This window comes from Leucobacter edaphi, assembly GCF_016522535.1.
In the GTDB taxonomy this organism is placed as follows: domain Bacteria; phylum Actinomycetota; class Actinomycetes; order Actinomycetales; family Microbacteriaceae; genus Leucobacter; species Leucobacter edaphi.
In genome coordinates, this window is the sequence record NZ_JAEHOI010000011.1 from 185074 (window position 1) to 198532 (window position 13459).

The window sequence follows — 13459 nt, forward strand, 5'->3', positions numbered from 1 at the left end:
ACGGATCCGCCGTCCGATCTGCGAGTACGCTGTCCCCATGTCACCGACCCACCCCGCCGACTCGCACGACACGATCCGCGTCCAGGGCGCCCGAGAACACAATCTCAAGAACGTCAGCGTCGACCTGCCGAAGCGCCGCCTCACCGCGTTCACCGGGGTCTCCGGTTCGGGGAAGAGCTCGCTCGTGTTCAGCACGATCGCCGCCGAGTCGCAGCGGCTCATCAACGAGACGTACAGCGCCTTCGTGCAGGGATTCATGCCCTCGCAGTCGCGCCCAGACGTCGACGTGCTCGAGGGACTCACCACCGCGATCATCGTCGATCAGGAGCGCATGGGAGCCAACCCCCGGTCCACGGTTGGCACCGCGACCGACGTGAACGCGATGCTGCGGATCGTGTTCTCCCGGCTCGGCGAGCCCCGGATCGGATCGACCAATGCGTTCTCCTTCAACGTGGCCTCGATCAGCGGTGCGGGGGCGGTGACGCTCGAAAAGGGCGGCCGCACGGTGAAGGAGCGCCGCAGTTTCGAGGTCCTCGGCGGCATGTGCCCGCGCTGCGAGGGCCGCGGGACCGTCAGCGACTTCGAGCTCGCCGAGATCTACGACGCCTCGAAGTCGCTCTCGGAGGGCGCGCTGCGCGTGCCCGGATACAGCATGGACGGGTGGTGGGGAAGACTCTTCGCCGACCTGTTCGACATGGACAAGAAGATCGGGGACTACTCGAAGCGCGAACTCGACGATCTCCTCTACAAGGAGCCGACGAAGATCAAGGTCGAGGGCGTCAACCTCACCTACGAGGGCCTAATCCCCCGGATCCAGAAGTCGATGCTGTCGAAGGATCGCGAGGCGATGCAGCCCCACATCAGGGCGTTCGTCGACCGAGCGATCGTCTTCCACACCTGCCCCGAGTGCGACGGCACGCGGCTCAACGAGACGGCCCGCTCCTCCAAGATCGACGGCCGCTCCATCGCTGACGCCTGCGCTATGCAGATCAGCGACCTCGTCGACTGGGTGCGCGGCATCTCCGATCCCGGTCTCGCCCCGCTCATCGCGAAGCTCGTCGACACCCTCGAGTCGTTCGTCCAGATCGGCCTCGGCTACCTGAGCCTCGACCGTCCGACCGGAACCCTCTCCGGAGGCGAATCCCAGCGCACGAAGATGATCCGCCACCTCGGCTCCCCCATCACCGACGCCACCTACGTGTTCGACGAGCCGTCGATCGGCCTCCACCCGCACGACATCCAGCGCATGAACCAGCTCCTCCTGAAGCTGCGCGACAAGGGCAACACGGTGCTCGTCGTCGAGCACAAGCCCGAGATGATCGCGATCGCTGATCACGTCGTCGACCTCGGCCCCGGCGCGGGATCCGACGGCGGCGAAATCTGCTTCGAGGGAACCGTCGAGGAGCTCCGCCGCTCCGGCACCCGCACCGGGACGCACCTGGACGACCGGGCCAGGTTGAAGAAGACCGTGCGCGAGCCGAAGGGCGCGCTCGAGGTGCGGGGCGCGGATCGCCACAACCTGCGCGACATCGACGTCGACGTGCCCCTCGGGGTCCTGTGCGCGGTGACCGGCGTCGCGGGATCCGGGAAGAGCACCCTCATCAACACCTACGTCTCGCCCCGCGACGGGGTCGTCACCGTCGACCAGGGCGCGATCAAGGGCTCGCGCCGCTCCAACCCGGCAACCTACACGGGTCTCCTCGACCCGGTCCGCGCGGCGTTCGCCAAGGCGAACGGGGTGAAACCCGCGCTGTTCAGCGCAAACTCCGAGGGCGCCTGCCCCGAGTGCAAGGGCGCCGGGATCATCTACACCGACCTCGGCATGATGGCCACGATGGAGAGCGTGTGCCAGGTCTGCGACGGCAAGCGCTTCGACGCCGCCGTGCTCGACTACCACTACGGCGGGAAGAACATCGCCGAGGTGCTCGACCTCTCCATGTCCGACGCCCTCGAGTTCTTCTCCGCCGCCGAAACGAAGATCCCGAAGGCGGCCAAGATCCTGACCAGGCTCGTCGACGTCGGACTCGGCTACCTCACCCTCGGCCAGCCGCTGTCGACGCTGTCCGGCGGCGAGCGCCAGCGCCTCAAGCTCGCGATCCACATGCTCGAGGACGCCGACACCTACGTGCTCGACGAGCCGACGACCGGCCTCCACCTCGCCGACGTCGAGTTGCTGCTCGGTCTCCTCGACCGACTCGTCGATGCGGGCAAGAGCGTGATCGTGATCGAGCACCACCAGGCCGTCATGGCCCACGCGGACTGGATCATCGACATCGGGCCCGGAGCGGGATCGGAGGGCGGCACGATCGTGTTCGAGGGCTCCCCTCGCGACCTCATCGCCGAGGGAAAAACGCTCACGGCGAAACACCTCGCGGAGTACGTGAGCTGAGCCGGGGCGGCGCAGGACCGCTCTGGGACGCGTGGTGGCCGCGCAGCGCCCGCGCGGTCACACGATCTCGTTCAACCCTTTGATCAGGCGGTAGAGATCGCCGGCAGCGCGCTGTCGAGGGATCAGGGTGACGCGTTCGAGCTCGAGCTCGTCGCGATCCGCGCGCTCCTCCGGCAGCGGCTCCGTCCGCTCGATCGCCCCGGTCTGGCACAGCGACCCGAACCGCTCGTTCAGCCGCGCCAGCTGGGCATCGCTCGGGGCGTGGGCAACGCGCAGCACGAGCCGGTCCCGCACCCACCGCAGCGATCGATAGTTTCGCCAGAACCCCGTGATCTCAGCGACCGCCTCCTCGACGGAATCCGTGATGAGCACACGATCGAGATCGTCTGCCGAGATCATTCCGGACCCGGCGAGCTCCTCGATGACGAACCGCTCGAACCCCCGCCAGAACGTGCCCCCTGGCCGATCGAGCAGCACGATCGGCACCGGCTCCGCCTTGCCCGTCTGCTGCAGCGTGAGCAGCTCGAAGGTCTCGTCGAGCGTCCCGAAGCCGCCGGGCAGACAGATGAACCCGCTCGACTCCTTCACGAGCATCAACTTCCTGGTGAAGAAGTACTTCATGGTGACGCGCCTGGACTCGTCCTCGTGCATCGCGTTCGGCGCCTCTTCGAAGGGCAACCGGATGGAGATCCCGAGCGATCGATCCGGACCCGCTCCCGTCGCGGCCGCCTCCATGATTCCCGGGCCGGCCCCGGTGACCACCAGCCAGCCGCGCTCCGACAGCGCCGCGGCCGCCGCCCGGGCGCTCTCCCACAGCGGATCCGTTTCGCTCGTCCGCGCCGATCCGAACACCGTGATCTTCGGCAGATCCTCATACGGCGCGAACAGCCTGAACGCCATCCGCATCTCCTCGATCGCGGCCGCGGTGATCTTCAGATCGAGCCGGGTCGCGCGATCCTCGCCGAGCCCCAGTCCGGTCGCGATAATCCGGCGGATCAGCGACTTCTGGCCGGTGATTCCGGACTCGGCGATGAGTTCATCGATGGCGGAGTCGAGCTCGGCCTGAACGGCCTCGGGTTCATTCGCGATCGTCATGCCCACAGTCTATTGACGGAAGCTTCGGGCCTGGGGGCGGCCCACTCGCCGTCGGCGCCGCGCCGACTCACTGATCCGCCGCGGCTGCTCCCCTGATCCGCTGGGGCCGTTCCCCTGATCCGCCGGGACCGTTCCCCTGATCCGCCGGGACCGTTCCCCTGATCCGCCGGGACCGTTCCCCAGATCCGCCGGGACCGTTCCCCTGATCCGCCGGGCTTCCTCGCCTGGCCGCCCGCGAGTATTCCCGTGTTTCGCCACGCCTCCTCCCCTGATCAGGCGCCCACCTCGGCCGCGACACCTGCCGGTAGTCTGTCCTCATGCCAGCACGGCGCACACGTCTGACCCCGGAATCCGCACACGGACAGCTCGCCGCGGCGCTCGCCGCGCTCCGAGCCGAGGCCGAAGTGCCCAGCGGCTTCACCGAGGCCGCACTCGCAGAGGCGGCGCACGCCGCGGAGAACCCACCGCGCCCGTCGCTCGACTTGCGCGAGATCCCATTCGTCACGCTCGACCCACCCGGCGCGCAGGACCTCGACCAGGCGCTGCACCTCGAATCGGATCCCGAGAGCGCCGACGGCAGCGGGTGGATCGCCCGCTACGCGATCGCCGATTTGCCGGGCTTCGTCCGCCCCGGCGGGGCGATCGACGCGGAGGCCCGGGAACGCGGACAGACGCTGTATCTCCCGGACGGCAAGGTCCCCCTCCACCCGGAGATCCTAAGCGAGAACCACGCCTCCCTCCTTCCCGAGCAGGATCGCAGTGCTTTTGTCTGGACCATCCGGCTCAACGCGGCGGGCGCGACCACGGCAGCGCACGTCGAACGCGCCATGGTCCGTTCGCGAGCCAAGCTCGACTACCCGGCGGCGCAGGCCGCGATCGACCGCGGTGAGGAGCAGGGCCCGCTGGCGCTGCTCCCGGTCATCGGCGAGCTCCGGATCGCCCAAGAGCGGCTGCGCGGCGGCGCGAGCCTGAACCTCCCCGACGAGGAGATCGTGCGCGATGAATCCGGATACCGGATCGAGCGCCGCTTCCCGCTCCCGGTCGAGGAGTGGAACGCTCAGCTCTCGCTCCTCGTCGGCATCGCCGCGGGCGAGATGATGCTCGAGGCCGGTATCGGAATCCTGCGCACCATGCCCGCGCCGACACCCGAGGCGCTCGCCGAGTTCCGCGAGCGCGTGGCCGCGCTCGGACACCCGTGGCCAGAAGACCAGGCGTACGGAGAGTTCCTCCGCAGCTTCGACCGAGAAGACCCGATCACGGCGTCGATCCTGATCGCCGCCTCCGGCCTCTTCCGCGGTGCCGACTACGCTCCCTTCACGGACAGCCCGCCGGAGGAGCCGATCCAGGCGGCGATCGCCGCCCCCTACGCCCACGTCACCGCACCCCTCCGCCGCCTCGTCGACCGCTGGGGACTCGTCATCTGCGAGGCGATCTGCGCGGGCACGCCCGTCCCCGAGTGGGCCTCCTCCTCCCTCGCCGAACTCCCCGCGCTCATGCGCGCCTCCTCCCAACTCGCCTCCCGCGTCGGATCGGCGGCCCTCGACCGTGTTGAGGCCGCGCTGCTCCGCGATCGCGTCGGCGATGTGCTCGACGCGACCGTACTCGAGGTCCGCGGCGACCGCGCCAGGATCCAGATCTCGGATCCGCCCGTGACCACGAACTGCCCCGCCGGGCCGCTCGTGGCGGGCGGCGCGGCGCGGGTCCGCGTGGTGGCAGCCGATGTGCCCAGCGGGAAGGTCGAGGTCGTCGGGGCCGTCGGGGTCGTCGGGGTCGCTGAGGTCGCTGAGGCTGCGCCCGAGTCCGCCGGCTGAGCGGGCGCTCGCCTCTTTTCCTGACGTGCTCCCGCAGGTGCACGCTCCCTCCGCGCTCGGCTACCGTCTGCCTCACCCGCGCAGGTGCAAACCCTCTGCAATCGCTCGCATAATCACCTCCTGCACCTCGTGCCACTCGTGCATCACCTGCCGGTACCCGACTCGGATCACGAAATACCCGCGCAGCAGCATCTGCGCGTCATGTTCGTTATCTCTCGTCCGCTGTGGCCCCGTGTGCGTCGCGCCGTCAATCTGCACGACGAGCCGCTCACCCAGGAGAAAGTCCACGCGGTGCCCGAGGATCCACGACTGCGCATAGATCGGGATCCTGAGCCAGCTCAGCCGAGTCCGGAAGATCGTTTCCAAACCGGAATCCGAGAACGGCAGGGCCGCCGCTCGAACATCGCGGGCCGCGCCGCGCATCGGGAGCGCCTCGAGAACCGACCAATCAGCCTTTCGCTGACGCAGAGCCGATTCCCACACAGCGAGCGCTTCGTCGAACGGTCGACAGTGGGCCACCATGTGGAGCGCGTCCTCGATCGAGTCAACCAGCGCGGATGGAGGCACCCGCACCAGGGCCCGGTGCCAGTGCAGCCGTGCTCGGCCGGGATACTTTGCAGCACCCGCGGCGCGAACCCTGAAGTGCGGCGCCGCGTCAGCTCCACCCACGTTCCACAGGCCGAGTCTTCGTGCCTGCGTTACGCACGAGACCACGAGACCATTCGCGGCCGCCTGCAGGAGGAGCGGCTCGCACTCCGAGATCGCAATCCATCCTTTCCGTGGCCTGACCATGGTTTTTTGGCGAATCTCATTCAGGATTCGCCGGCGGGAAAACCCCGCGTGCTGCAGGTCACGGGACCGGGCGATGCCGCCAAGGCCCCTGAGAAATTGAACGGGCATACGGTGATCCTGATGCATGTGGCGCCGCGTCGCCCGGATTCCTCGCGCACTGAGGATAAGTGGCGGTGATTCTGGGTCCCTCCCGGCGGTGCACGAAGGCGGGGCCTCCGCGGTGCCCGGGGTGCCCCGGCACCCGGGGTGCCCTCGCGCCCGCGGACCCCTCAGCACCCGCGGATCCCTCGCGCCCGCGGTGCCCTCGGTTCACAAACAGAGCAATGTGCGTTAAATAAGTCCAGATTCGCGAATTTCGACTTATTTAACGCACATTGCTTATTGAACGCACGCGGCCGGCGCCGGGCGCCTCCGGATCACGGAGAACACGGGTTCGCTGCCTGGATCGCGCCTCCCGCCGTGCGGCAACCGGGTGGATGGCGCCAGCACAGCAACACGACGGCAGCCCGCAGGACGGCACCCCGGCAAACCCGCCCGCAAACACCCCGGCCGCCGCGCGCCCAAGCGCCCGCCGGCCAGACCGGCTACGCGGTGATGACCTCGGGCGTCCCGCTCTCCGAATCAGGCATTTCGGCGGCGAGGCGATTCGCCTCCTGGATCAGGGTCGCCACGATCTCGCTCTCGGGCACGGTCTTGATGACCTCGCCCTTGACGAAGATCTGGCCCTTGCCGTTGCCGGAGGCCACGCCGAGGTCGGCTTCGCGCGCCTCGCCGGGTCCGTTCACGACGCAGCCCATGACGGCGACACGCAACGGCACGCTCATGCCTTCGAGGCCCTTCGTGACCTCGTCGGCGAGGGTGTAGACGTCGACCTGCGCGCGCCCGCAGGAGGGGCACGACACGATCTCGAGCTTGCGCTCGCGCAGGTTGAGGGACTGCAGGATCTGCAGCCCGACCTTGACTTCTTCGACGGGCGGGGCCGACAGGGAGACGCGGATCGTGTCGCCGATTCCCTCGGAGAGGAGGATGCCGAACGCGGTCGCGCTCTTGATCGTGCCCTGGAACGCGGGGCCCGCCTCGGTGACGCCGAGGTGCAGGGGCCAGTCGCCGCGCTCGGCGAGCATGCGGTAGGCCTTCACCATCACGATCGGGTCGTTGTGCTTGACGGAGATCTTGAAGTCGTGGAAGTCGTGCTCCTCGAAGAGGGACGCCTCCCAGACGGCGCTCTCGACGAGCGCCTCGGGCGTCGCCTTGCCATACTTCTGCAGCAGACGGGGATCGAGGGATCCGGCGTTGACGCCGATGCGGAGCGACACGCCGGCTGCCTTGGCGCGCTTCGCGATCTCGCCGACCTGGTCGTCGAACTTGCGGATATTGCCCGGGTTGACGCGGACGGCGGCGCAGCCGGCGTCGATCGCGGCGTACACGTAGTTGGGCTGGAAGTGGATGTCGGCGATGACCGGGATCTGGCTCTTCATCGCGATGATCGGGAGCGCTTCGGCGTCGTCGCGGCTCGGGCAGGCGACGCGCACGATGTCGCAGCCGGCTGCGGTGAGCTCCGCGATCTGCTGGAGGGTCGCGTTGATGTCCGTGGTCGGTGTCGTAGTCATCGATTGCACCGATACGGGAGCGTTTCCGCCGACCATGACGGATCCGACCTTGATCTCGCGGGACTTGCGTCGCGGAGAGAGGACCTCGGGGATCTTGGGCATTCCCAAATTAACTGCTGCCACGGGTGAGAGTCTAGCGCCGCTCGCTGGGGACCGCCTCGGTTCGGGGCCTCTGACCTCGGGGAACGGCCCCGGCGCCCGCGCGCGGCGCGGCGCGCGCGACCCCACCTGGGCCGTTCCCGCGGCACCGCCTCCGCTACCCGAACAGCGAGACGGGCTTCACGATGTCGGCGTACATGAGCAGCAGGCTCATCGCGCCGAGCACGATCACGACGGCGAAGGTCACGGGCACCATGCGCGCGGTGTCGACCGGCCCAGGATCGGGTTTGCCGCGGAGCCGGGCGATCCCGCGCTTCAGCCCCTCGTAGAGCGCGCCGGCGACGTGCCCGCCGTCGAGCGGCATGAGCGGGATCAGGTTGAACACGAAGAGCGCCACGTTGAGGGAGCCGAGGAGCCCGACCATGGTCTGCGCTTTCGCGGCGACGGGCGCGTCGAGGCTCGCGACTTCGCCGGCGAGGCGGCCGACGCCGACGACGCTCATGGGGCCGTTCTGATCGCGTTCCTCGGCACCGAACGCGGCCTGCCAGACGTCGACCATGCGCTGCGGGAGCCGGACGATCACGCCCGCGACCTGGGAAACGTTGGTGCCGACGAACTCGGGCACCGCGGTGATGGGTTGGGGAACGGTTTCGGAGGCGGGAAGTGCCCCGATCATGCCGACCTTCTCGGTCTGCGTCCTGCCGTCCGGCCCGGTGACCGTGTTCCCCTTCGCGTCGATGACCGCGCGCTCGTTGGCGACCGGGGTGAGCTCGACGGTCTGCGCCGCGCCATCGCGCGAGATCTCGACGCTCAGCTTCTGTCCGGGAGAGTTCCCGATCAGGCCCCGGAATTCATCCCAGGTGCCGATCTTTTTGCCGTCGACGGCGAGGATCTTGTCGCCGGGCTTGAGGCCCGCTGCCGCGGCCGGCGCGGCCGGGTCGCCCGACTGGCAGGACGTCGCGGTGCTGCCAGCGGGCTGCAGGCACTGGCTGAGCTGACCGAGCGTGGTGCTGTTCTGGGGAAGCCCGAATCCGACGAGGTAGATGCCGAAGAACACGAAGGCGAGCACGAGGTTCATCGCGGGCCCGCCGAGCATGATGATGATCTTCTTCCACACGGGAAGGCGGTAGAAGGTGCGGTCGTCTTCGCCGTCGGCGATGGTTTCCGCGCTCGCGAGCCGCGCGTCGTCGACAAGGCCTCCGATTCCACGGCGCACCTGCGGTTCGTCGACTTCTTGGACCCGGGTGTCGTCGTCGCCGATGCGCTCGAGCTCGGCGACGATCTCGCCGCCGCGACCGCCCTCGGCGTGAGCCAGTTTCTCGCTCATTTCGGCCCTGTCGGGTTTCTGCCCGATCGGGCTCCCCTCCTGAACGACGGAGTTGAGGAATCCCGTCGTCGACGGACGGGCTGTCTCCCCCGGCTTCTGGGGCGGATACATTCCGGTCATCGCGATGTAGCCGCCGAACGGAAGGATCTTCACCCCGTACTCGGTCTCGCCTTTTTTGCGGGACCAGACCGTCTTGCCGAAGCCGATCATGTACTGGGTGACCTTCACGCGGAAGAGCTTCGCCGGGATCAGGTGGCCGATCTCGTGAAGCCCGATCGACACGGCAAGGCCGAGGAGTACGATCAGGATCCCCAGCACGTAGAGCAGCACTTCTGTCACCCGTCCAGAGTAGTCGCGCGCGCCTGTCGGCCCGCTGTGCGATCGTGGGCGCTCAGGCGCCATCGCGAGGGCGCGGAGGCGAGCCGGCGAGGGATCGAGGGGCGGCCAGGCGTTCTCCCGCGCCCCGCGCCTCGTCGCGCGCTACCGCTCCCGCGCGGCGATCACCTTCTGCGCCCGCGCCCGCGCGCTCCGCTCCGCCTCGCCGAGCGACTCGAGGGTGAGCTTCTCGGGCGGGTTGTGCGCGTCGAGCACGGCCTGGATCGTGTCGATGATGTCGAGGAACCCGATCCGGCCGTCGTGGAACGCGTCGACAGCCTCCTCGTTCGCTGCGTTGTAGACGGCGGGATAGGTTCCGCGCGCGCGGCCCACCTCCTTCGCGAGCTTCACCGCGGGGAAGGCCTGGTCATCGAGCGGTTCGAAGTTCCAAGTCTGGGCGGTGGTCCAGTCGAGGGGCGCCCCGACGTTGGCAACGCGCGCCGGCCAGTTGAGTCCGAGCGCGATCGGGAGACGCATGTCGGGCGGTGAAGCCTGCGCGATCGTCGACCCGTCGACGAACTCGACCATGGAGTGCACGATCGACTGCGGGTGGACAACGACGTCGATGTCGCCGTAGGAGATCCCGAACAGGAGGTGCGCCTCGATCACCTCGAGGCCCTTGTTCACGAGGGTTGCCGAGTTCGTAGTGACGACGCGGCCCATGTTCCAGGTGGGATGCGCGAGCGCTTGCGCCGGGGTGACGCCGGCGAGAGCGGCGCGACTGCGTCCGCGGAACGGTCCTCCCGAGGCCGTCAGGACGAGGCGGCGCACCTCGTCGTGGCTGCCGGAGCGGAGGGCCTGGGCGATGGCGGAGTGCTCCGAATCGACGGGCACGATCTGGTCAGGTGCCGCGAGATCCTTGACCAGGTCGCCGCCCACGATCAGCGATTCCTTGTTCGCGAGCGCGAGGGTGCGGCCCGCTTTGAGGGCGGCGATCGACGGCCCGAGGCCGATCGATCCGGTGATGCCGTTGAGTACGACGTCGGCTGGGAGGTCGCGGACGAGCTGTTCGGCGGCTGCAGCACCGAGGCCCGTGTGCTCGACCCCGAACTCGGCCGCCTGTTCCGCGACCCGTTCCGCGCTACTGCCCGCGATCAGGCCGACGACCTGGAACTTCTGCGGGTTTTTGCGGACGACGTCAAGCGCCTGCTCGCCGATCGAACCAGTGGAACCGAGGATCACGACGCGCTTCATGGCTTCCATTCTGCCCGACGATCGGCCGGCCCGCGCCGCCGAGTTCGAGGTCGGCTGCGCGCTCGCGGACACGCGAAGCGGCCCCGCTCCCACCGATGTGGGAAGCGGGGCCGCTCACGCCGAGACGCTACTTCGCGTGCACCGTGCCGACGACGTCGAGCACGAACACCATGACGTCGTCCTTCTTGTGACCCATCCTTTCGAGGCCGGCCGCACCGTAGCCGCCGTCTTCCGCGGGAACGACGGAGATGACCTGCGACCCGACCGTCTGCCCGACGAGGGCCTTCTCGAAGCCGGGAATCACGCCCGTGGTGATGAACGGGACCGGCTCCCCGCGCGACCAGCTGGAGTCGAATTCCTCGCCGGTGCGCCAGATCACGCCGCGGTAGTTGACGTAGACGCGGTCTCCGGACTTCACCTTCTCGCCGTCGCCCTTGATCAGGGTCGCGTATTCCAGCTTTGACGGCGGCTTCACATCCTTGGGGATCGTGATCGTGGGCTCGCCGCTCTTCGCGAGCGTCACGCTCGGGAATCCCTTGGGCGGCTGCTGGGCCTTGCCCTCGGCCTTCTTGAGGAGCTTGTCCGGCGCGAGGGTGCCGGGCTCTCCCGAGCTGCTGCCGTTCACGGTCTCATCGATCTTGCCGACGTTGAGCACGACGACGATCGAGTCCTTCTGGCTGAGGCCTTCAATGCCGAGCGCCGCCGGATCCGTCGACCCGAACACCTCCTTGTACGGGGCCACGACGGCGGTCTGCTCACCGGGCAGCGCGCAGCGCATGCCGTCGTAGGCCCAGATCGCGAGGCTGTCCTTCGTGAAGGGAACCGAGCTCTCGGGGACCTGCTGCATTGCCTTGCCGTCGGAGCCGTTGAAGATCGTCATCGACACGGCGATCGACTCGCCGGCCTTGGCGACCTTCCCCTTGCCCTCCTTGAGGACCGTGCGCTCTGCCTTCGTGGCCTTCACCGGGGTCTTCGAGGTGATCTTCAGATCCTTGCCCGTGGTGCCCGAGACCTTGATCCCCTGGCTCGCCGCTCCTCCAGGAAGGCAGTCGGCGCCCGTGGCGTCCTTCGCGGGCGCGTTGCCCGAGGTGCAGCCAGCGAGGAGGAGAGCGGCTGCGAGGCCGACGGGGAGAAGCGCGCGAGTGACTTTCACGTGTGATGTGTCCTTAACGATCAACAGGTACTTCCCGATTCGGGATCGACTATCGAGTATCGCCTACCCCGACTGCCTGCTGCCTGGGAACGACCGGTTTCTGCGGGCGTTCCCTCGCGGGCGGGGTCACCATTTTTTGCGGCGCGATCAGGCCCGCGGCTTCGGCGGGATGAGCGCTCGAGCCGCGGCGGTTGCCGCGACGACGAGGAGGATCATCGTGATCACGTCGCAGGCGATGTAGACGTAGTGCCACGGCGACTGCCCGGGATCGGCGCCCTGCAGGACCTGGTCGGTGCGCGCGTTCAGCGGCGGCCGCACGAACACGATCTTGGACGCGTACACGGCGACGAGGCCGAACCAGATGAGCACTCGCTTCCCCGCGACGCGGGCGATCGTCGGCCAGAACGACAGGATCGTGAACGCCAGCAGGATCGCGCCCTCCGCGATGTTGAGCGCTGCGAAGACGAGCCGGCCGATCCCGAGGCCGAGGGGAATCGTGATGCCGGGGGCCTGGAACTTGAGCGGAGCCTCGATGAACGAGATCGCCGCGATCATGCCGAACCAGAGCACGGGAAGGGCGACGCGGAAGAGCTCGATCTTGATCCGCGTGCGCTCCGCAGCGCGCTCCTCGAGCGACGGCTGCCGGATCGCTCCTGGTTTCTTGGCCATGGTGGTGTCCTTTCCTGCGGTCTTGCGCCTTCGTATGGTCTGGCGGACTCCTCGGTGAGGCCGGTGGATCGCGGTGTTGCGGAGCCGCGGGACGCGCGGCGCCCGGCGCGGCGGCTAGCTCGCCGTGCTCCGCGCCGCGAGCGCTGCAGCGTAGAGTTCCCGCGCGGAGAGCCCGGTCGCCGCGGCGACCTCGCGGGCCGCGTCCTTGAGCCGGTCCCCCTGCGCGACGCGCTGCTGCACCTCGGCGAGCGCGGACTCCGGTGAGGCCGCCAGTTCGGGAGCGCCCTCCACAACGACGACGATCTCGCCGCGCACGCCCTCGGACGCCCACGCCGCGAGTTCGGCGAGGGTGCCGCGCTTGACCTCCTCGTGCAGCTTGGTGAGTTCGCGGCACACCGCCGCGCGCCGCTCTGGACCGAACGCCTCGACGAACGCGGCGAGCGACTCAGCCAGCCTGCTCGGCGCCTCGAAGAAGACGAGCGTGCGCCGCTCGGTCGCGAGGGCGCCGAGCGCGCGCGACCGCTCCCCCTGCTTCCGGGGCGGAAACCCCTCGAACGCGAAGCGATCCGTCGGGAGCCCCGCGACGGCGAGCGCCGTCACCACCGCGCTCGGTCCGGGGATGGCGGTCACTTCGACGCCCCGCTCCGCCGCGAGCTGCACCACACGGAACCCCGGGTCGGACACCGTCGGCATGCCAGCGTCGCTCACGAGCACGACGTCCTCGGACGCCGCACGCTCGACGAGTGCCGCGGCGCGTTCGTGCTCGTTGTGATCGTGCAGTGCGATGAGCTCTGGCCGGTTCTCGATCTCGAGCATCCGCAGCAGCTGCGCGGTGCGGCGGGTGTCCTCCGCCGCGATCACGGTCGCCGCCTCGAACGTCTCACGCAGTCGCGGCGACGCGTCCCCCAGATTTCCGATGGGCGTCGCGGCGAGGATGATCATGCC

The 13459-nt window shown here is 68.8% G+C and carries 10 protein-coding genes; 2 read left to right on the forward strand and 8 right to left on the reverse strand.

Translation table 11 applies throughout. The annotated features are described in order from the left end of the window. Nucleotides 1–37 precede the first annotated feature (37 nt). Nucleotides 38–2389, forward strand: coding sequence for an ATP-binding cassette domain-containing protein (locus JD292_RS10965; protein WP_200132791.1), 2352 nt, complete (start codon nt 38–40; stop codon nt 2387–2389). A 57-nt stretch (nt 2390–2446) separates the two neighbouring features. On the opposite strand, the gene JD292_RS10970 is transcribed toward JD292_RS10965, so the two are convergent. Next, nucleotides 2447–3484 carry an LOG family protein gene (locus JD292_RS10970; RefSeq protein WP_200132792.1) on the reverse strand — a complete coding sequence of 346 codons (1038 nt, stop codon included), beginning with the start codon at nt 3482–3484 and terminating at the stop codon, nt 2447–2449. A gap of 317 nt (nt 3485–3801) precedes the next feature. On the opposite strand from JD292_RS10970, the gene JD292_RS10975 reads away from it, so the two are divergent. Then, nucleotides 3802–5295, forward strand: a complete 1494-nt coding sequence (locus tag JD292_RS10975) for an RNB domain-containing ribonuclease (protein WP_200132793.1) — start codon at nt 3802–3804, stop codon at nt 5293–5295. A 72-nt stretch (nt 5296–5367) separates the two neighbouring features. On the opposite strand, the gene JD292_RS10980 is transcribed toward JD292_RS10975, so the two are convergent. The 7 genes from JD292_RS10980 to rsmI form a co-directional block, all read right to left on the reverse strand. Next, a complete protein-coding gene (locus JD292_RS10980) occupies nt 5368–6213 on the reverse strand; it encodes an endonuclease domain-containing protein (protein WP_200132794.1) in 846 nt (281 codons plus the stop codon). Nucleotides 6214–6671: 458 nt separating this feature from the next. Then, nucleotides 6672–7799, reverse strand: a complete 1128-nt coding sequence (ispG, locus tag JD292_RS10985; protein WP_200133002.1) for a flavodoxin-dependent (E)-4-hydroxy-3-methylbut-2-enyl-diphosphate synthase — start codon at nt 7797–7799, stop codon at nt 6672–6674. 154 nt (nt 7800–7953) lie between these two features. Continuing rightward, nucleotides 7954–9462, reverse strand: a complete 1509-nt coding sequence (locus tag JD292_RS10990; protein ID WP_200132795.1) for a M50 family metallopeptidase — start codon at nt 9460–9462, stop codon at nt 7954–7956. Nucleotides 9463–9603: 141 nt separating this feature from the next. Next, nucleotides 9604–10692, reverse strand: coding sequence for a 1-deoxy-D-xylulose-5-phosphate reductoisomerase (dxr, locus tag JD292_RS10995; protein WP_200132796.1), 1089 nt, complete (start codon nt 10690–10692; stop codon nt 9604–9606). A 127-nt stretch (nt 10693–10819) separates the two neighbouring features. Then, nucleotides 10820–11845 carry an FKBP-type peptidyl-prolyl cis-trans isomerase gene (locus JD292_RS12520; protein WP_200132797.1) on the reverse strand — a complete coding sequence of 342 codons (1026 nt, stop codon included), beginning with the start codon at nt 11843–11845 and terminating at the stop codon, nt 10820–10822. A gap of 147 nt (nt 11846–11992) precedes the next feature. Further along, nucleotides 11993–12514, reverse strand: coding sequence for a hypothetical protein (locus JD292_RS11005; RefSeq protein WP_200132798.1), 522 nt, complete (start codon nt 12512–12514; stop codon nt 11993–11995). Between the two features lie 114 nt (nt 12515–12628). Further along, nucleotides 12629–13456, reverse strand: a complete 828-nt coding sequence (rsmI, locus tag JD292_RS11010) for a 16S rRNA (cytidine(1402)-2'-O)-methyltransferase (protein WP_200132799.1) — start codon at nt 13454–13456, stop codon at nt 12629–12631. Nucleotides 13457–13459: the final 3 nt, after the last annotated feature.

Coding starts and splice junctions, on each gene's coding strand:
- JD292_RS10965 (WP_200132791.1), top strand. CDS start 38: ATGTCACCGACCCACCCCGCCGACTCGCACGACACGATCCGCGTCCAG.
- JD292_RS10970 (WP_200132792.1), bottom strand. CDS start 3,484: ATGACGATCGCGAATGAACCCGAGGCCGTTCAGGCCGAGCTCGACTCC.
- JD292_RS10975 (WP_200132793.1), top strand. CDS start 3,802: ATGCCAGCACGGCGCACACGTCTGACCCCGGAATCCGCACACGGACAG.
- JD292_RS10980 (WP_200132794.1), bottom strand. CDS start 6,213: ATGCATCAGGATCACCGTATGCCCGTTCAATTTCTCAGGGGCCTTGGC.
- ispG (WP_200133002.1), bottom strand. CDS start 7,799: ATGCCCAAGATCCCCGAGGTCCTCTCTCCGCGACGCAAGTCCCGCGAG.
- dxr (WP_200132796.1), bottom strand. CDS start 10,692: ATGAAGCGCGTCGTGATCCTCGGTTCCACTGGTTCGATCGGCGAGCAG.
- JD292_RS11005 (WP_200132798.1), bottom strand. CDS start 12,514: ATGGCCAAGAAACCAGGAGCGATCCGGCAGCCGTCGCTCGAGGAGCGC.
- rsmI (WP_200132799.1), bottom strand. CDS start 13,456: ATGATCATCCTCGCCGCGACGCCCATCGGAAATCTGGGGGACGCGTCG.